Origin of the sequence: Halopelagius longus (assembly GCF_900100875.1) — an archaeon.
GTDB classification, from domain to species: domain Archaea; phylum Halobacteriota; class Halobacteria; order Halobacteriales; family Haloferacaceae; genus Halopelagius; species Halopelagius longus.
On the sequence record NZ_FNKQ01000002.1, the window covers coordinates 391,278 to 408,805 of the forward strand.

Sequence of the window (17,528 nt, forward strand, 5' to 3'; positions counted from 1 at the left end):
TCACTCGACGGACGACCAGAACCGTTCGACGCCGAACCCGAGCATGTCGGGGCTGACCGGTTGGAACTCCTCGCGTTCGTCCGGCGGGAAGTACTCGCGGACGCCGTTCCACGACTCCCGGGCGTAGCGGGCGTCCACGAACGCGCGGATGCCGGTTTCGTCCGCCCCGCGGATGACGCGTCCGATGGCCTGTCGCGCCTTCCTGACCGCCGGGACGGTCAACGCGGCCTCGAAGCCGTCGCCGAACTTCCGGTCGTACGCCGTCTTCAGCGCCCGCGTCCGCGGACTCGACGTGTTGATGATCGGGACGCCGCAGACGACGGCCGCCGACAGGCGGTCGCCGCGGTAGTCGACGCCCTCCGTGAGCGTCCCGCGCAGACTCGTCACCAACACCTTCTGCTCGCCGCCGAAGAAGTCCGCCTTCAACTGCTCCGTCGCGCCGTCGTCGCTGGCCTCGTCCAAGAGGACGGGCTTCTCGAGGCGCGACTCCAACGCCCCGGCCATCCACTCCGCCTCGGCGTAACTCGGCATCCCGACGAGGACGTTCCCCGGCGACCGAGCGACGTCGGAGACGGCGTCCACGTACGCCCGGCGCGTCTCGTTGTCCTCGCCCGGCGGGCCGCGATTCTCGTAGGTGAACTTCGGCACGTCCACGGCGAAGGACGCACGATTTTCCTCGGGGAACGAGAGCCCGTACGTCCGTTCGACCACCGGCCGGTCGGACGATTCCAGAGCGTTCAGCCCGGTCACCTCCTTGAACACGTCCAAGGGGGCGAGCGTCGCGGACATCAGCACGCCGCCGCCGAACTCGCCGAGTCGTTCGGCGATGGCGTCGCCGGGGACGCAGTTGTGAAGCGAGAGGTGGGCGTTGTACGCGCGCCGCCACGAGTCCGGCCGCGCCGTCTCGTCCCACGTCCGGTCGAGCGTTATCTCCCGGAAGTACGTCTCGTGGTCCTGCCGCGCCCAGTTGGCGAGGGTCCGTCCGACCGGAAGCGACGCGCGCCGCTTGTCCTCCTCTTCGACTTCGTTCAGGACCCGGGCGACCACCGCGCCGACCGACTCCGCGCGAATCCACGTCCCCTCGTCGTAACCCGCCTCATCGGCCCACTCGGTTATCTCGTCCACCTGGGGGGTCTCGGGGTCTCTGAGCGGAATCTCGTCGTCATCGAGTCGGGTGAGGTCCGCGCGCCAGTCCGGCGTCGTCCGGTCGAGGTGGGCCGTCACCCGCCGGTCGAGTTCCTCGCGCAGGTCCCGCAGGAAGTCGCGCACCTCCTCTAACTCCCGCAGGGTCACGTCGGCGTCTTCGAGTTCGCCGCGGACGAGTTCGGCGTCCTCGACGCCTTTCCCCTTATCGTCGAACGTCAGCGGTTGAATCACGCGCGTCAGTTCGTTCTCGGCGTCGCGGAGGGTGGCGTCGCCCACGCCGTCGCTGACGAGTTCGCGCACGCGCGGTTCGAGCATGTGCGCCTCGTCGCAGACGACGAACGTCGAATCGTCCACCAACGCGCCCGTGAACGACCCGACGGTCGTCGGGTCGAACGCGTGGTAGTAGTTTCCGACGACGACTTCGACGTGCGGGAGGACCGCCCCCATCGCGGAGTGGGGGCAGGTCCCGTACCCGGCGGCGAGGCGGACGAGTTCCTCGGTGTCCACCAGTCCGAGTTCGGTCACGTCGAACGGCACCGCCTCTATCGGGTCGCCGTCCTCCGGCAGGTCGTCCAGAAACGTCGCGTAGAACGGGCAGAACTCGGTGCCGTCGTAGTCGCCCGTCTCGGGGAGGTACGGCGTCGGTTCGCCCGCCGTCTCCAGATACGTCGGCCCGCCGTCGTTCCCGGAGTCGATGAGGCCCGTCTGGGCCGCCTGCGCCTCGCCGACGAGGGCGGAGGTGGAGGTGACGCCGCCGTCGCCGACGAGATTGCGCGTTCGCTCCCGCAGGCCCTCACAGCGGTCGTACACGGTCTGGTCGTCGATGCCGGCGACGTTCTCCCTGCTGTAGGGGCAGACGTCCGCCTTCCCGACCATCGTCAGGCCGGAGACGGGCCGCCAGTCGTCGGGGAGGTTCTCGTTTATCGTCCGCAGGTCGGCCTCGAACTGGCGCAGTTGCTGTTTGACGCTCGTCAGGACGAGGACGCGTTCGTACTTCGAGTCGGGGTCCCGAACCCTGTCGATGCCCGCGGTAAGCGCGAGCATCGTCTTCCCCGTTCCGCACGCGCCCTCCACGACGAGGAACCCGTCGTCGTCCGCCGCCTCGGCGGCGGCCTCGATACCGTCGGCTTGCTCTTCGTACGCTTCCGGATGGCCGAAGACCGCCTGCCAACTCACGTTCGCCCCTCGCGCCCCCGTGGTCATATCGGTGTCGGTGACTGGCCTCGCCTTCCTACTTCAACGTCCGGCGGAGCGACCGGTCACTCCTCCCGCGGGGCGTCGGCGGCGGAATCAGAATCGGAGTCGGCGGACGGAAGGATGCCGAGCGATTCGACGAACCGGTCGAGTCGGTCCAGAAGCGGCGACTTGTCGTCCGCGCCGCCGACGCAGACGACGAACGCGTCGTCGGTCGGCGCGTACACCTTCATCTCGCGGCCCTTCACCGAGTAGCACGTGTCCGCGACGCGGACGAGGTTCGCGTCCCGAAGGTTGTCGAGGTGGTGGCGGACGTTCTGGAGGGAGGTGTCCACGCTGTCGGCGAGTTCGGACGCCGTCGCCGGGTTTCGCTGGAGGGCGGCGAGCGTCGAACGCGCCGTCTCCGAGGAGAGACAGCAGATGAGTCGCTCCGCCTCGTCGTCGTCGAGCCAGAGTACGCGGAGGTTCCCGTCCTCGTTCGAGACGTCGATATCCGACGGGAGGGGCGTCGACATATCGTTCGGTTCATATCTCTCGGTTGTAAACATTTCGGAGCGAATACGCGAAGAAGGCGTCGCCGTACGCCGGTTACGTCTCCCGTGACCGGTCCGGTCACCGGTCACTTGTCCGGTCACGGACTCTTTCTACGGCGGCGCGTCCTCCGCGCCGGGGAGTCGTCCGGAGAGGTACAGCGCAGTCAGGAGAGCGACGACGACGACGAGAACGCCGGCGAACGCGCGGAACACCTCGTCGAACCCGTACCCCGCCCCCGTGAGGAAGCCGACGGCTCCGCTCCCGTTGGCTTCCAGAAGGAGCGACGCGCCACTGAACACCGCGTACGTGCTCCCCCGAACGTCCTCGGGGAGCGTCCCGAGGAGCCACGCGTCAAGGGCCGGAAAGAGGCTGTGGACGGTGTAGCCGACGACGACGGTGACGAGGAGCACCGGCACGAATCCCCGTACCGCGGTCAAAGCGAACAGCGAGGCGACGTAGGCGGCCATCGTCGCGAGGATGTACGGAATCCGCGGGAGGCGGTCCGCGAGGCTCCCCGAGAGCCAGAACGCCGGGACGCCCGCCGCGAAGACGGCGGTGAGCATCGTGCTCGCGGTGTTCTGCGTGAACGACTTCGCCTCGACGAGATACGAGACGTAGAAGTTGAACAGCCCCTGCCAGACGAACCCGGCGGTGGCGATGACGAGCATCCCCGTGAGGATGAGTCGCCAGTGGCCAAGCGCGCCCGCGAAGTTGCGGTCCGCGCCCGTTCCGGGCGTGCCGTCCATCCGCCGAACCGTCGCGTAGACGAGGAGCGTAGCCACCGCGGCCCCCGCGGCGAGGAGCCAGAACGTCGCTCGCCACGACGCGGTGGCGAGAAAGAGGACGGCCATCGGCGCGGCGGCGACGGCGGCGAGTTGCGAGGCGGTGCCGTGGATGCCGATGGTCCGCCCGACGGCGTCCGGGTAGAGTTCGCCCACGAGGGGGACGGCGGCGACGAAGTACGCCCCGGAGGCGACGCCGATGGCGAACGCGCCGACCTGGAGCATCAGAATCGACGCCGCGGAGGCGACGAACGCCGCGGCGGCGGTGAGAAGCGCGCCGGTGGCGAGGACGACGCGGTGGCGCGGAACGCGCGTCAGCAGGTAGCCCACGGGGATGCGCGGCAACGCCGTGCCGACCCAGACGAGCGTCGTCACCACGCCCACCGTCGCGGGGCCGACGCCGAACTGCGATTGGAACGTCTCGACGAGCGGTGCGAACGCCGTCCGACCCAGGTTGACGAGAAACACCAGTCCGCAGAGCGTTCCGAACAGTCGTCGCGTCACGGCCCGCGGTTCGTCCGACCCGGTGAGTAATGTTGCGAAAGCGGACACTGACGGGAGCGAGCGTCGAACCGGCGAGGGACTGAATACGTCTCGCTCCGTACTCTCGCCTATGAGAGATATCGGCCTCGGCAAACACGGCGCGGTACTGCTCGCCGTCCTGTTCGTCGTCCTCCTCGCGGAGGACGCGCTCATCTGGCTCCGAAGCGGGGCCGTCCCCGGCGTCGAGTTCTTCGCGGGGACGTTGGCGGTGCTCGCGGTGACCGCCGTCGCGGTGTACGAGGCGAACCGCCACCCGCCGGTCCGCCGGTGAGCGCTCGGAGAGAATAGTCCGGCGCGGGGCCGAGCCGGTTACGACTGGAACGGCTCCTCGTCGCGGTGGTTGTCGATATTCTCCTGTTCTTCGGCCTCCTGCTCGCGCATCTCGTCTTCCTCGTCAGGTTCCTCCTCCTCTCGGTCTGCGTCCACCTCTTCGGACTCCTCCGGCGACGACGCACCGGCGTCGCCGCCGCCTTCGACCGATACGCCGTGGCCCTCCTCGTCTTCGACGTCCGGGTCGCGGTCGGTGACGTCCGCCTCGGTGTCGTCGGACATAGTCGAATCGACGGGCGAGACGTGGTTAGGTGTGGCGGCCGCGCGACTCCGAGGGTGGGGAGGAGCCGCTCGAACCGCCCGACCGCGCCGCGACGCCCGCCGGACACCTCCCCTTTTACCACGCCGCCGACCGAACGGTCGAGCATGATATCGAGCGAGCGAATGGCCGCGGTGGACGAGAACGCCGAATTCCTCGGCGTCCCGCGGAAACAGCTCATGGAGTCGAGCGGAAACGCCGTCGCGCGGGCGGTGCGCCGCGTCGCCGACCCCGACTCCTCGGTGGCCATCGTCGCGGGGCGCGGCAACAACGGCGGCGACGCGTTCGTCGCGGCCCGCTTTCTGGACGAGTACGACCCGACCGTCCACCTCCTCGGCCGCCCCGAGACGATTTCGACGGACATCGCCCGCGAGAACTGGGACGCCCTCGTCGCCGCCGAGTACGACGTTCGGACGGTGACCGACTCGAAATCGCTCGACCTCGGCGACCCCGACGTGGTGGTGGACGCCATGCTCGGGACGGGCGTCACCGGCGAACTCCGGGAACCGGAGGCGACGGCCGCCGAGGCCACCGACGCCCTCGACGCGACGGTCGTCTCGGTGGACGTGCCCTCGGGCCTCGACGCCGACACGGGCGAACGGGCCGACGCGGCCGTCTCCGCTGACCACGTCGTCACCTTCCACGACGAGAAGCCCGGCCTCTCCGAACTGGACGCCGAGGTGACCGTCGCGGACATCGGCATCCCGGCGGCCGCGGAACTGTTCGTCGGACCGGGCGACCTGCGCACCGTCCGTCGGGGCGTCCGCGGCGGCGACTCGCGCGTGTTCGTCGTCGGCGGCGGCCCGTACACCGGCGCGCCCGCCCTCGCCGGGCAGGCCGCCCTCCGCGCGGGGGCCTCCCTCTCGTTCGTCGCCGCGCCGGAGAAAGTAGCCGGGCAGATACAGGGCTACGCGGAGGACCTCATCGTACAGGACTACCCGGGCGACCACCTCACGCCCGACCAAGTGGACGGCCTCGTGGGGACGGCCCACGACTACGACGACGTGGTGGTCCTCGGTCCGGGACTCGGCGACGACGACGAGACGTTAGAGGCCGCACGGCGGTTCCTCGAATCGTTCGAGGGCGAGGCGGTGGTCGACGCCGACGCCCTCCCCGTCGTGCCGGAGGTGGACACCGACGCAACCCTCGTCTGCACGCCGAACCGCAAGGAACTGGCCAAGATGGGCGGCCCCGACGTCGAGGGGCCGTTGCGGGACGCCCGCGACGACATCGAGGCGTTCGCGGCCGACGTCGGCCACGTCGTCGTGGCGAAGGCGGCGGAGGACGTGGTCACGGACGGCGAGCGAACGCGAATCGTTCGCGCGGGCACGCCCGCGATGGCAGTGGGCGGCACCGGCGACACCCTCGCGGGTGTGATAGCGGGCCTCCTCGGCACGCAGGACCCGTTCGACGCGGCGTGCGCCGGTCCGTTCGTCAACGGCCGCGCGGCCGAACGCCTCGACGCGGAACGCGGCGACGGCCTCCTCGCGTCGGACCTCTTGGACGCCATCCCGCGGGCGTTGTGGGGTGACGAGTCGTGAGCGACGACGACAGGGTGGACGCGATGCCGGACGAGGACGGAAACGGCGCGGAGAGCGACGACCTGACGCACGTCGACGAGGCGGGGAACGCCCAGATGGTGGACGTGGGGGCGAAACCGGACGCCCGGCGGCGCGCCGTCGCCCGCGGCACCCTCTCTCTCACCGCCTCCACCGTCGCCGCCGTCCGCGACGACGAAATCGGCAAGGGCGACGTGTTGGCGACGGCGCGAATCGGCGCGATTCAGGCGGTGAAACACACGTGGGAGACGATTCCCATGTGCCACCAGATACCCATCACGAACGTCGAGACGACGTTCGACGTTGGGGAGACGGAGATAACCCTCACCGTCGCCGTCGAGACGACGGGCAAGACCGGATGCGAGATGGAGGCGCTCGAAGGCGTCACCACCGGTCTGAACGTCGTCTGGGACATGGTGAAAGCGGCGGAGAAAGACGCAGAGGGACAGTATCCGGACACGCGAATCGGCGAGGTGCAGGTGGTCAGGAAAGAAAAGCGGACGAACGAGTAGGGCGCGACTACGGCGAATCGACGACGCCGTCGGTCTCCGCGCGCCGGAGGTCGGCCGCCTTCGAGCGGGCTTTCTCCACGATGGCCGGTTGGGCCTCGAACTCCAAGAACACCTGCTGGCCCTCGTACTCCTCCGCTTCGACGTGGCCGTGGTCGTGGACCCACGAGACGAGGCTCATCGCGTCGTCGTTCATCGGGAGGAGCAGACGCTCCTCCTCCCACGGCGGCAGTTCGTGTTCGATTCGGTCGCAGAGTTCCTCGACGTTCTCGCCGGTGAGGCCGGAGACGACCACCGGGTTCGGGGCGAGTGCGCTGAGCGCGTTCGTCTTCTCTTCGAGTTCGTCCTCGTCGAGTTTGTCGCACTTGTTCAGCACCGTCACGATGGGCGCTTCGTTTCGCTCGTACAGCGTGTCGTGGCAGGTGACGAGTTTCTCGCGCATCTCCTCGACGGGTTCGGAGGCGTCCACGACGAGGAGGACGAGGTCCGCGCGGTAGACGGAGTCGAGCGTGGACTTGAACGACTCGACCAGCCAGTGCGGAAGGTCGGAGATGAACCCGACGGTGTCGGTCAGGAGGACGTTCCGCGTCCCCGTGTCCGCGCGGCGCGTCGTCGTCCCGAGCGTCGTGAACAGGCGGTCCTCGGACTCGGCGGTCGTCTCCAAGTCGGGGTGTAACTCGTCGTTCTGCCCGACTTCGAGGTCCTCGGCGAGTCGTTGCATCAGCGTGGACTTCCCGGCGTTCGTGTACCCCGCGAGGGCCACGAGGTCGAACCCGGACTCGCGGCGTTGCTCCCGCCGGGTCTCCTCCTTGTCGGCGATGGAGTCGAGTTCGCGCTTGATGCGGGAAATCTGCGCTTTGATGTCCTGTTCGCGCGACTGGTCGTACTCGCCGAGACCCATGAACCCCGGCCGTTCGTCGCGTTTCGCCAGCGACGCCTTCGCCTCCGCGCGCGGCAGTTCGTACCGGAGTTCCGCGAGTTCGACCTGCAGTTGGGCCTTGCGCGTGTTGGCTCGCTGGCCGAATATCTCCAAGATGAGCGTGAAGCGGTCGATGACCTCGGTCCCCTCGGGGAGCTTCGCCCCGATGTTGAACGTCTGGTAGGGACCGAGTCGGTTATCGACGATGACCGCCGCCGCGTCCGTTTCGGCCATGAGCGCCGCTAACTGCTCGACTTTACCCTCGCCGAAGTGGAACGCGGCGTCCTCCTCTCGAGTCTGCGTGAGTTCGCCGACCACGTCGTACCCGGCGGCGCGCGCGAGGTCGGTTATCTCCGAGAGGTCGGCCGTCCCGGAGTCCACCCGCTTTGCGACGACGGCTCTCGTTCCGTGACTCATATGACCACCCGGTCGGCCCTCGACGACCCGACCGTGGTCGGTAATCTTGCATGCACGGTTCGGTTCGAACGTTGGGTATCGACGCACTTGAACCCTCCTCGGGCGCCGTCGAACGGACGGAGAGACGAGATGTTACTCACGCACCTCCGTTCGAGCCGCACCGTGTGACACGCTAACCATGGGCTGGGATTGCGCGCCGAACGCCTTGTATGTTCTCGCTCGTCGGTCGTCCGTCTGACAAGTCCGACTGCGTGACGGTCACGTTCCCACAAACGACTTATACTGAGACGAGTGAGAGTGCGGTATGTCCGACCCGTTGCAACTGTCACTCGACCCGACCGCTCTCGGCATCGACTTCGGAAGCGGTGCCGTCATCGGCGGCGTCATCGGCTTCGCGGCCAAGAAGATAGCGAAGCTAGTCGCCGTCATCGTCGGCGTCGAACTCGCCGTGTTCAAGTTCCTCGAATCGCGGGGGATCCTCACCGTCGACTGGGAACGCCTCTCGGCGGGTCTGGTCTCGAAGACGCAGGACGCCGCGGCGGGGACGCCCCCGGATTGGATATCCAGCATCCTCTCTACGCTCTCCATCTCGGCGGGCTTTACGGGCGGTTTCCTCGTCGGCTTCAAGAAGGGATAGTTCGCGCGCGCCTCGGTCGAACGGCTCTTTTCTCGGTTCGAATCGACCCGCCGGCGCGGAGGCGCCGAACGGAGGCGGGCCGTCCGCCCCGACGCGTCCGACTACCGCGTCTTCAGGTCGTCTTTGTCCTTGACGATTCGCGTCTCCGCTTCGCCGGAGGTCATGTCGTTGACCATATCGAAGAAGTCGTTCTGCATCCCGGCGGGGAACGTGACGACGCCGACCCACGACCCGTCGTTCTGCCACTCCTCGCGGTCTAGAGAGCCGTACTCGCGGACCTGTGCCTGCGTCTTCCCGGCGTACTCCGCGGGTATCTGGACGGCTATCGTCACCTCGTCGAAGCGGATGGGGATGACCGGCCGGAGTGCGTCGAGGGCGTCGTCGACCTGCGATTCGACCTTCTCCATCGGGTCCACCTTGAACCCGGCCTCCTCCAAGGCGCGTTCGATGCGTTCCGGCGGGTGCGGCGCGTTGTCCATCTGCGGGTTGACCGCGTTCCGCGCGATGCGGTTTATGAGCTGTTTTCGCTTCTGCTCCTGCATCTCGCGGCGTTGCTCGGCGGTGATCTGTATCTCGCCGCGCTTGACGACTTCCGGGATAATCTCCATGGGGTCGGTCGTCCCGAACACCTCCTCTAAGTCGTTCTCGGCGGGCCTGTCGCCGCGTGAGGCGTCCTCGAACACGTCCTCGGCGGCGATGACGTCCTCCAACTCCCCGTCGAACTCGTCGCGCTTGATGTCGAGGGCCGCGTCGGGGTCGATGAGAACCTCGAACCGTTCGCCGTGGGATTCGAGTCGGGCGGTGACCGCCTCGTCGAGTGATATCATACGGGAAGATACACCTCCCGAATTAAAAAGGCCTCCCCGATTCGACCGCGGGGCGGCGACGTTCGCCGCGGCCGGGGTGCGAAGCGCTATATCGCCCGGCGTCCTCCGCACCGCTATGAGTAGCGAATCGGCGTCCGACGCCCCCGAAACCGACCTCGAAGAGCGCATCGAACTGTTCATGCGGCGCAACTTCCCCCAGATTCAGATGCACGGCGGGGACGCCGGCGTCGAGGCCGTAGACGGAGACACCGGCGAGGTGTGGATTTCGCTCACCGGCGCGTGTTCCGGGTGCGGCATCTCGCCGATGACCATCCAAGCGCTGAAGTCGCGGATGGTCGCCGAGTTCGAGGAGGTGTCCGAAGTCCACGCCTCCACCGGCGACCCGTTCGACTACGAGGCTGACGCCGAGAGCGACCCCTTCGAGCGGAGTCGTTCCGACGCGCCGTTCTGACGCCCCGACCGGCCTCTTTTCGATACCGTAGGCAGTGTTTACCGTCGCGTACGCGCGGCGAACCGGTCGTATATGCGACGTTTACTTATGTCCCTTCGGGGGGACGCTCGGACCGAGACGAGGATGACACGGAGTCGAACGCGGCCCGACGAGGGGTCGAACGGAGGAGTAATCGAGCAGTACTACCACGTCGTCTGCCACGACTGTCGGGTGGAGTCGCTCGAAGTAAACGCGGAGGACGCGCGCGAGATGGCGGACCGGCACGACGAGAAGACCGGTCACAGCGTCACCGTCGGTCGCCTGTAATCCGCGCGGCGACGGCGACGAGTCGGCGGGAGAAGGCGCTCAGTTCGAGAGTTGGTCGATTATCTCGACGAGGTCGTCTTTGTCCTGCACGCCGATGACCTGCTTGGCTTGGTCGCCGTTGTGGTAGAACTGGAGCGTCGGCACAGAGCGGATGCCCTGCTCTTGGGCGAGTTCCTGCAGTTCGTCGATGTCCACCTTCAGGACGGCGGCGTCCGTCTCGGCGGCGATCTCCTCGACCGTCGGTTCCAGCATCTTGCACGGACCGCACCAGTCCGCGTAGTAGTCGACGAGAACGACGTCGTTGTCGGAGACGAGTTCGTCGAGGTGGTCCGCGCTCTCGACGTGGACGGGCGAGCCAGTAGATTCCGGTGTGCTCATACCACCACGTACAGTCGGGACCGCCTTAACTATTGAGCGTCTCTGTTCGGCGTTCGCACGACCGCTGGTCGAGGCTCCCGTCGTGGTGCGACGCGTCGCCGTCGTACGTCGGCGTCCGTTCGCGCCTACGCCACGTCGTACGAGAGCAGAACGCCGTCGTCGAGGCGTTCCACCTCGCGCAGCGAGAGGGTCGGAAACTCCTCGACGAACCCCTCGCCGTCGGCCAACGTGGGCGCGTCGCGCCCGCCGATCACTATCGACCCGACGTAGACGCGGAGTTCGTCCGCCACGCCCTCCTCGAAGAGCGAGAAGATGACTTCCCCGCCGCCTTCGACCATCACCGACTCGACGCCGCAGGTTTCGAGCGACTCGAACGCCTCCGAGAAGGAGACGCGGTCCGCCCCGGCGACGACGACGGTCGCCCCCGCGGATTCGAGCGCCTCGATTCGGTTCTCGGGGGCGGCCTCCGAGACGAGGACGTACGTGTCCGCCGCGCCGTCGAGGATGCGGGCGTCCGTCGGCGTCCGTCCGCGGGAGTCCGCGACGACGCGGGCCGGGTTCGCCGGCCGTCCATCGGCCTGCCGGGTCGCCCGAAGCGACTGCCCGTCTACGGTGAGGTGAGGGTCGTCCGCGAGGACGGTCCCGACGCCGACGAGGACGGCGTCGTTTTCCGCGCGGACGCGGTCCACGCGGGCGAAGTCCTCATCGCCGCTTATCTCCACCTGTTCGCGCCGCCTGTTCGACAGTTTCCCGTCCACGCTCGCGGCGGCGTTGACGACGACGTGCATGCGCGAACGTGGTACGGTCGGCGTATTCGACTTTCGGTCGCGGGGGCTCAGAACGGTCACGAATTATATAAGCCACCGTGTCATTGTGGCGCACATATGTCGCCGAAAATTCTGATGCTCGGATGGGGGTTCCCTCCGAACGTGAGTGGCGGACTCGACACCCACGTCGGAGAGTTGTTCGACGGTCTGCAGGCGAGAGGAACCGACATCGAGTTGGTGCTCCCCGCCGAGTACGCGCCGGAGGACCGCGAGGGAATCGTCGGCGTTCCGACCGGCGACGGCGACATCATCACCCGCATCGGCCGTCTCAGTTCGACCTTCGCCGAACGCGCCGAGGACGCGGACATCGTCCACACCCACGACTGGTTCGGCTACGGCCCGGGTTCGCGCGCGAACTCCAACGACGACGCCGACGTGGAGTGGGTGACGACGTTTCACTCGCTGTCGTCGGACCGGAACATCGACCCGCCGAAACGGGAGAAGGAGACCGAACGGCGCGTCGTGGACCGCTGTGACCACCTACTCGCGGTGAGCGAACTCCTCGCGAACAAGGTCGACGAGGAGTACGGGCGGAAGCCGGAGGTCATCTACAACGGCTTCTCCACCGTCGAGACGACCGGACGCGACCTGAAGGAGGAACTCGGCATCGACGGTCACATGGTGTTCTTCGTGGGGCGACACACGGACCAGAAGGGAATCGCCCACCTCGTCTACGCCCTCGACAGACTCCGCCGCGACGACGTGACCCTCGTGATGGGCGGGTCCGGCCACCTCACGGACCAACTGAAGCGGTTCGCGGAACTGCTGGGCGTCGAAGACCGGATAGAGTGGGTGGGCTACGTCCCCGAGGAGGAACTCGGCGACTACTACGCCTCGGCGGACCTGTTCGTCTCGCCCTCCCTGTCGGAACCGTTCGGCATCACCATCGTCGAAGCCCTCTCCGTGGGGACGCGCGTCGTCGCCACCGAGAGCGGTGCCGCGGAGGTGCTACCGGACGACTGCGTCATCGAGGTGGACCCCGACTCCCGGTCCATCGCCGAGGGCATCGAGTACGGCCTCTCGTTGGAGGGGCCGCCGGAGTACGAACCGCTGACGTGGGACGAAGTGGTGGACCAGACCGTCGAGTTCTACGAGCGAATCGCCTGAGGGGTCACCGCAGGACGCGAACGTCCGTCACGGGTTCGGGGTGGCGGATGCGGTAGCCGTCCGAAGTCGGAACGAGGCCCTCGCTGGGGAGAGTCTGCCGCGCGGGTTGGTACGGACTGTCCGAGTCCGCAGACTGGTACGGGCTGTCGGACTCCGCGGACTGATAGGGGCTGTCGGAACTCACCGATTGGTAGGGGCTGTCCGACTGCGCCGACTGGTACGGGCTGTCCGAACTCGCCGACTGGTGGGGACTGTCGTCGCGTTCGCGCGCGCCCCGTCGGAAGTCCTCCGGCGGCAGGTAGATTCGCTCGCCGGACTCCGAACGGACGATGACCGCGGTGTCCCTGTCGCCGCGCATCGTTATCTCCGTCGTCCCGTCCTCGATGTTGACGGTGAACGTGACGGACTCCTCGTCGTCGTCGCCCTCGCCCTCGTCGGGTGACGCTGTCATACGTTGCCGAGTGGCGGCCCCGACACTTAGCAGTTCGTGCCGTCGGACCCCTTCCGGGAACCCTTTTTAGGGTACGGGAGCCAACTTTCTACCGATGGACGTAGACGACCATGCCGAGGAACTCGCCTCCACCCTCGGCGTAGACAAAGCGGAGGTCAAATCCGACCTACAGAACCTGTTAGAGTACAGCGTCCCGATAGACGAGGCGAAACAGAGCATCCGGCGCAAGCACGGCGGCGGCGACGGCGGCGGGAGTTCGCCCGCCTCGAAGGACGTGGCGGACATCACCACCGAGGACGGCAACGTCACCGTCACCGTGCGCGTGTTGACCGTCGGCCGACGCTCGATTCGCTATCAGGGCGAAGAACAGACCATCCGAGAGGGCGAACTCGCGGACGAGACGGGGAAGATATCCTACACCGCGTGGGAGGACTTCGGCTTCGAAGCCGGCGACTCCGTCACCGTCGGCAACGCCGGCGTCCGCGAGTGGGACGGCGAACCGGAACTGAACCTCGGTTCCAGTTCCACCGTCGCCGTCGAGACGACGCCCGTCGAGACGCCGTACGAGGTGGGCGGCGAAACCGACCTCGTGGACGTCCGCGCGGGCGACCGCGGCCGGACCGTGGAGGTTCGCGTCCTCGAATCCGAGGAACGGACCATCGACGGCCGCAACGGCGAGACGCTCATCCGGTCGGGCGTCGTGGCAGACGAGACGGGCCGCCTCCCCTTCACCGACTGGGGCGCGCGCTCGGACCTGCGGGAGGGCGCGGACCTGCGGTTCGAGGACGTGTACGCCCGCGAGTTCCGCGGCGTCCCCCAAGTCAACCTCTCGGAGTTCACCACCGTCACGCCGTTGGGCCGCGACGTCGAAGTCAACGAGTCGGCCCCGCGGATGAAAATCGGCGAGGCCGTCGGGTCCGGCGGGATGTTCGACGTGGAGGTGACCGGTAACCTGCTGGAAGTCCGCGACGGGTCCGGCCTCATCGAACGCTGTCCCGACTGCGGGCGCGTCCTCCAGAACGGCCAGTGTCGCTCCCACGGCGACGTCGAGGGCGAGGACGACATGCGCGTGAAGGCCATCCTCGACGACGGCACCGGCACCGTCACCGTCGTCTTAGACCGAGAGTTGACCGAGACGCTGTACGGCGGCACGATGGAAGAGGCGATGGAACAGGCCCGCGAGGCGATGGACAAGGAAGTCGTCGCCGACGACATCCGCGACGCCGTCGTCGGGCGGGAGTTCCGCGTCCGCGGCAACCTCTCGGTGGACGACTACGGCGCGAACCTCGAAGCCACCGAGTTCGAGGAGACGGACGAGGACCCCGCAGACCGTGCGGCCGCCCTCCGCGAGGAGGTGGGCGCATGAGCGTCGTCGAGAACCGCCGCGAGGTGGCCCACCGCATGTTCGCCGCCGAGTTCGACGACGCGTCGTTCTCGTACTCCGAGGGCGACGAGGAACGCGCGCCGAACTACGTCGTAACGCCGACCGGCGCGCGGGTGAACCGCCTCTTCGCCGTCGGCGTCCTCACCGAGGTGGAGAACGTAAACGAGGAGGTCCTCCGCGGGCGCGTCGTGGACCCCTCGGGCGCGTTCGTCACCTACGCCGGGCAGTACCAACCCGAGGCGATGGCCTTCCTCGATCAAGCCTCTCCGCCCGCGTTCGTCTCCCTGACGGGGAAAGCGCGGACGTACGAACCAGAGGATTCGGACCGCGTGTTCACCTCCGTCCGCCCCGAGAGCATCAACGACGTGGACGCCGACACGCGCGACCGGTGGGTCGTCTCCGCGGCGGAGGCCACCCTCGAACGCGTCGCGACGTTCGCCGAGGCGTTGGAGATGGACGAACGCGGCGACGACCTGCGCCGCGCCCTCGAAGCCCGCGGCGTCGAATCGACGCTGGCGACGGGCATCCCGATGGCCATCGAACACTACGGGACGACCGAACACTACCTCGAAGCCCTCAGACGCCTCGCCGTCGAGGCGTTGGAACTCGTCTCCGGCGACGTCGACTCCGTCGGCAGCCTCGACGTCGAACCCGGCGAGGAGGGACCGAACACGCTGGGTCCGCTTCCGGAACTCGACCTCGACGAGTACTCGCCCGTCGCAACCGAGGCGGAGGCGACGACGCCCGAGGAAGGTGCGGCGGCGGAGGCGGACGCTGCCGACGGCCCGGACGCCGACGACCTGACCGCCGACGAGGAGACGGTCGAGTCCACCGTCGAGGACACCGAGGGCCTCGCGGGATCCGACGCCGTCTCCGAGGAGGACGTGGCGGCGGCGGACGAGTCGGCCGCGGACGTGCGGACGGCCGACGACGCGGAGGCGACGACCGACGCGGAGGCGACGGCGGCCGACTCGATGGACGCCGACTCGCTGACCTCCGGCGCCGACGAGGAGTCTCTCGCGGACTCGGCGGCGGACGAAGGGCCCGAGTCCACTCCCGAACCCGTCCCCGACGCGGGCGAGGAGACGGACGACGAACCCGAACCCACCCCCGAACCCGCGGGCGACGCGGCGTCGGTCGTCGAGGACGACGACGCGCCGACCGACCCCGAACCGGTCCCCTCGGACTCCGATTCGACCGACGACCTCGGCGACTTCGGGGCGGACGAACCGACCGCTGAGACCGACACCGACGCCGAGGCGACGGACGAGTTGGGCGACTTCGGCGGCGACGCCTCGCCGACCGGCGAGTCCGACGAACTGACCGCGAACGGCACCGACGCGGACTCGGAGTCGGCCGACGAGGCGGCCGCCTCCCCCTCGACCGACGAGATGTACGAGATGGACGAGGAGGAACGCCGGCAGGTCGAAGAGGAGTTCGGCACCGAATTCTCCACCGGTACGGAGGTCGATTCGCCCGGCGAGGCGGATATCGACGTGCCGGACGCTGACGAGTTGGGCGAAGGCCCGGCCGCCGGCGGCGTCGACGCCGAGACGGCGACCGACGTCGAGTCCGAGTCCGTCGAGACGGCCGACCCCGACGAGACCGAGACGGTCGACGCCGACGAGGCGGAGGCCGACGAAGCCGACGCCGTCGAGGAGTCCGAGGCGGAACCGGAGGCGGACCTCGAAGACGTCGACCTCGAAGACGCCGCCGTCGAAGTGATGTCCGACCTCGACGACGGCGACGGCGCGGACCGAGAGGAGGTCGTCGCCGCCGTCGTCGACCGGTACGGCGCGGACCCCGGCGACGTCGAGGACGCCATCGAGGACGCGTTGATGGGCGGGAAGTGCTACGAACCCGCCGAAGGCACGCTGAAGTCCATCTGAGGCGACGATGGCATCCGCGCGTCGCACCGGCCCGTTGGTCGAACCCGTCTCCGGCGAACCCGCGGCCGTCGCCGATATCGGCGGCGACCGCGCACTCGTCGTCGCGGACTACCACGCCGGCATCGAGGCGGGCCTCCGGTACGAACGCGGCGTCGAACTCGACAGCAACGCCGACGTTCGGCGCGCCCGAATCGAGTCGCTCCTCGACCGGACGGACCCCGACAGACTCGTCGTCCTCGGCGACTTGGGGCACCGCATCGGCGACCCGAAGGGCGACGAGGAGGGCGAACTCGCCGGGTTCGCCGAGGCGGTGACCGACCGCGTCCCCGTCACCCTCGTCCGCGGCAACCACGACGGCGGCATCGAGGAGCGACTGGCCCCCGAGTACGCCGACCGGTTCGCCGTCACCGACGGGGCGGGCGTCCGCCTCGGCGACGTGGGGTTCGTCCACGGCCACCGGTGGCCCGCGCGGGAGGTGCTGGAGGCCGAGGTGGTCTGCTCGGCGCACGAACACCCCGCCGTCAGACTCGAAGATTCGGTCGGCGGCGGGCGCAAGGAACGCGCGTGGTTGCGCGGCCCCCTCCGGCCCGAACCGTTCGCCGAGAACCTCGGAATCGACGTCTCGGAACTCGACTGGAAGTCGCCCGAACTCGTCGTCTTCCCGGCGTTCAACGACCGGTCGGGCGGAACGTGGGTCAACGTCGAGGGGCAGGGCTTCCTCTCGCCGTTCCTCCCCGACGCTTTCCTGTCGGCGGACGCGTACCTCCTCGACGGGACGCGCCTCGGGGCGTACGACTCGTTCTGAACCGACGGCCGTCCCGGCAGACGCTTTTTGGAGACTGATTGTCACGCTCGACGGCAACACCGCATTTCCGTCCGCCGGGAGTGCGACCGATATGAGACTCTCGACGATAGTCATGGTTCTCGGCGTACTGCTTTTCGTCCTCCCGGTGCCCGTCACGTTCATCGTCGGCGGTATCGTCTTCCTCGCGGGCGCGGCGATGCGTCTCCTCGGCAAGTAACCGCTCGCCGTTCGACCGGCCGAGACGCCGAGAGCGGTGCGCTTAATCCGCTCGCGC

General features: G+C 68.2%; 20 protein-coding genes. 11 read left to right on the top strand and 9 right to left on the bottom strand.

Features of this window, described 5'->3' with window-relative positions:
• The 3 genes from BLS11_RS07730 to BLS11_RS07740 all read right to left on the bottom strand — a co-directional run bounded on the left by BLS11_RS07730 (position 1) and on the right by BLS11_RS07740 (position 4,160).
• On the bottom strand, positions 1–2,349 hold the full coding sequence (locus tag BLS11_RS07730; RefSeq protein WP_092535524.1) for an ATP-dependent DNA helicase: 2,349 nt from the start codon (positions 2,347–2,349) through the stop codon (positions 1–3).
• 56 nt (positions 2,350–2,405) lie between these two features.
• Complete coding sequence (locus BLS11_RS07735) at positions 2,406–2,855, bottom strand: ArsR/SmtB family transcription factor (RefSeq protein ID WP_092535527.1); 450 nt, start codon at positions 2,853–2,855, stop codon at positions 2,406–2,408.
• 129 nt (positions 2,856–2,984) lie between these two features.
• Entirely contained in the window at positions 2,985–4,160 is a 1,176-nt protein-coding gene (locus tag BLS11_RS07740) for an MFS transporter (protein WP_092535530.1), read from the bottom strand.
• Between the two features lie 109 nt (positions 4,161–4,269).
• On the opposite strand from BLS11_RS07740, the gene BLS11_RS07745 reads away from it, so the two are divergent.
• The gene (locus tag BLS11_RS07745) at positions 4,270–4,470 is read left to right on the top strand and encodes a hypothetical protein (RefSeq protein WP_092535533.1); all 201 of its coding nucleotides are present in this window, start codon (positions 4,270–4,272) and stop codon (positions 4,468–4,470) included.
• 38 nt (positions 4,471–4,508) lie between these two features.
• Here BLS11_RS07745 and BLS11_RS07750 read toward each other — a convergent pair whose 3' ends face one another.
• The gene (locus BLS11_RS07750; protein ID WP_092535536.1) at positions 4,509–4,751 is read right to left on the bottom strand and encodes a hypothetical protein; all 243 of its coding nucleotides are present in this window, start codon (positions 4,749–4,751) and stop codon (positions 4,509–4,511) included.
• Between the two features lie 144 nt (positions 4,752–4,895).
• Here BLS11_RS07750 and BLS11_RS07755 point away from each other — a divergent pair, with 144 nt between their 5' ends.
• Positions 4,896–6,329: an NAD(P)H-hydrate dehydratase gene (locus tag BLS11_RS07755; protein WP_092535538.1), complete on the top strand. Its 1,434-nt coding sequence runs from the start codon at positions 4,896–4,898 to the stop codon at positions 6,327–6,329.
• A gap of 23 nt (positions 6,330–6,352) precedes the next feature.
• Complete coding sequence (gene moaC, locus BLS11_RS07760) at positions 6,353–6,859, top strand: cyclic pyranopterin monophosphate synthase MoaC (RefSeq protein ID WP_092537203.1); 507 nt, start codon at positions 6,353–6,355, stop codon at positions 6,857–6,859.
• 7 nt (positions 6,860–6,866) lie between these two features.
• On the opposite strand, the gene hflX is transcribed toward moaC, so the two are convergent.
• Positions 6,867–8,192: a GTPase HflX gene (gene hflX, locus BLS11_RS07765; protein WP_092535541.1), complete on the bottom strand. Its 1,326-nt coding sequence runs from the start codon at positions 8,190–8,192 to the stop codon at positions 6,867–6,869.
• A gap of 304 nt (positions 8,193–8,496) precedes the next feature.
• Between hflX and BLS11_RS07770 the strand changes: the two genes are divergently transcribed.
• Entirely contained in the window at positions 8,497–8,829 is a 333-nt protein-coding gene (locus tag BLS11_RS07770) for an FUN14 domain-containing protein (RefSeq protein WP_092535544.1), read from the top strand.
• Positions 8,830–8,930: 101 nt separating this feature from the next.
• On the opposite strand, the gene BLS11_RS07775 is transcribed toward BLS11_RS07770, so the two are convergent.
• Complete coding sequence (locus BLS11_RS07775; RefSeq protein ID WP_092535547.1) at positions 8,931–9,656, bottom strand: ribosome assembly factor SBDS; 726 nt, start codon at positions 9,654–9,656, stop codon at positions 8,931–8,933.
• A 115-nt stretch (positions 9,657–9,771) separates the two neighbouring features.
• On the opposite strand from BLS11_RS07775, the gene BLS11_RS07780 reads away from it, so the two are divergent.
• Together BLS11_RS07780 and BLS11_RS07785 are read left to right on the top strand one after the other, a co-directional pair.
• A complete protein-coding gene (locus tag BLS11_RS07780) occupies positions 9,772–10,107 on the top strand; it encodes a NifU family protein (protein WP_092535550.1) in 336 nt (111 codons plus the stop codon).
• 123 nt (positions 10,108–10,230) lie between these two features.
• Positions 10,231–10,413 (top strand): hypothetical protein, encoded by a 183-nt coding sequence (locus BLS11_RS07785; protein WP_114936181.1) that lies wholly within the window; start codon positions 10,231–10,233, stop codon positions 10,411–10,413.
• A gap of 39 nt (positions 10,414–10,452) precedes the next feature.
• On the opposite strand, the gene trxA is transcribed toward BLS11_RS07785, so the two are convergent.
• A complete protein-coding gene (gene trxA / locus BLS11_RS07790) occupies positions 10,453–10,791 on the bottom strand; it encodes a thioredoxin (RefSeq protein ID WP_092535556.1) in 339 nt (112 codons plus the stop codon).
• A 125-nt stretch (positions 10,792–10,916) separates the two neighbouring features.
• Complete coding sequence (locus BLS11_RS07795) at positions 10,917–11,579, bottom strand: 2,5-diamino-6-(ribosylamino)-4(3H)-pyrimidinone 5'-phosphate reductase (protein ID WP_092535559.1); 663 nt, start codon at positions 11,577–11,579, stop codon at positions 10,917–10,919.
• A 114-nt stretch (positions 11,580–11,693) separates the two neighbouring features.
• Between BLS11_RS07795 and BLS11_RS07800 the strand changes: the two genes are divergently transcribed.
• The gene (locus BLS11_RS07800; RefSeq protein ID WP_092537205.1) at positions 11,694–12,725 is read left to right on the top strand and encodes a glycosyltransferase family 4 protein; all 1,032 of its coding nucleotides are present in this window, start codon (positions 11,694–11,696) and stop codon (positions 12,723–12,725) included.
• 4 nt (positions 12,726–12,729) lie between these two features.
• Here the strand turns inward: BLS11_RS07800 and BLS11_RS07805 are convergent, their stop codons facing one another.
• Positions 12,730–13,176, bottom strand: coding sequence for a DUF7510 family protein (locus BLS11_RS07805; protein WP_092535562.1), 447 nt, complete (start codon positions 13,174–13,176; stop codon positions 12,730–12,732).
• 94 nt (positions 13,177–13,270) lie between these two features.
• Here BLS11_RS07805 and BLS11_RS07810 point away from each other — a divergent pair, with 94 nt between their 5' ends.
• The 4 genes from BLS11_RS07810 (at position 13,271) to BLS11_RS19845 (ending at position 17,471) form a co-directional block, all read left to right on the top strand.
• Positions 13,271–14,542: a Single-stranded DNA binding protein gene (locus BLS11_RS07810; RefSeq protein ID WP_092535565.1), complete on the top strand. Its 1,272-nt coding sequence runs from the start codon at positions 13,271–13,273 to the stop codon at positions 14,540–14,542.
• Positions 14,539–16,449 (top strand): hypothetical protein, encoded by a 1,911-nt coding sequence (locus BLS11_RS07815; protein WP_092535568.1) that lies wholly within the window; start codon positions 14,539–14,541, stop codon positions 16,447–16,449. Before BLS11_RS07810 ends, BLS11_RS07815 begins: the two co-directional genes overlap by 4 nt.
• Positions 16,450–16,456: 7 nt before the next feature.
• Positions 16,457–17,254, top strand: coding sequence for a metallophosphoesterase (locus BLS11_RS07820; RefSeq protein ID WP_092535571.1), 798 nt, complete (start codon positions 16,457–16,459; stop codon positions 17,252–17,254).
• Positions 17,255–17,345: 91 nt separating this feature from the next.
• Positions 17,346–17,471, top strand: a complete 126-nt coding sequence (locus tag BLS11_RS19845) for a hypothetical protein (RefSeq protein WP_258555415.1) — start codon at positions 17,346–17,348, stop codon at positions 17,469–17,471.
• The last annotated feature ends 57 nt before the right edge of the window (positions 17,472–17,528 follow it).